The sequence below is a fragment of the Neisseria sp. P0021.S007 genome, from assembly GCF_051956855.1.
Genome location: NZ_JBQCXA010001168.1, coordinates 1 through 523, shown reverse-complemented (window position 1 = coordinate 523; position 523 = coordinate 1). Strand labels below are relative to the sequence as shown.

The window sequence follows — 523 nt, the reverse complement described above, 5'->3', positions numbered from 1 at the left end:
CAATGGCTTCGTGATAACCCTGACCGACCACATATTGAAAAGTCCTCAATAAATCTTCAGACGACGGCGGTGTTGTAGAAACATCGCTGTCCAAATGCTCGCGGCGCCAATTGCAATATTCTTCATTGCTGATTTCCAGTCCGTCAGCGAACTCTTGTTGTTCCATAAATACATTCAGATGCAGAATCTGAATCGGGCTGTCCCGATCGAGTATGCCCGACAAAGAGCCACTCGACGTGGACAATACCGCGCAACGATATAAGGCATAAGAGCCTGCCATAAACTGCTCCCTTGTGCAGCAAACAATGCAAAATCTCAAATAAATAAAGGACCATCTAAGCGGTCTATTTTAATGATAAACGGTATGTAAATTTTTGTCTACATATTAATAGTTTTGGGCATTATTTTGAAACTAAACACTATATTCTAAAATAATAGTTATCATTCATTGCCATATGGTTTTTATGCCTCCTTTTGAACACCTGCGTTTACATATCGTTTACAATACAGCTACTTCTCAACC

1 pseudogene is annotated in these 523 nt (G+C 40.2%); it reads right to left on the bottom strand.

What is annotated here, in order from left to right:
- Nucleotides 1–280 (bottom strand): annotated as a pseudogene (locus tag ACTHUR_RS18090) (DegV family protein); the annotation flags it as partial.
- Between the last annotated feature and the right edge of the window lie 243 nt (nt 281–523).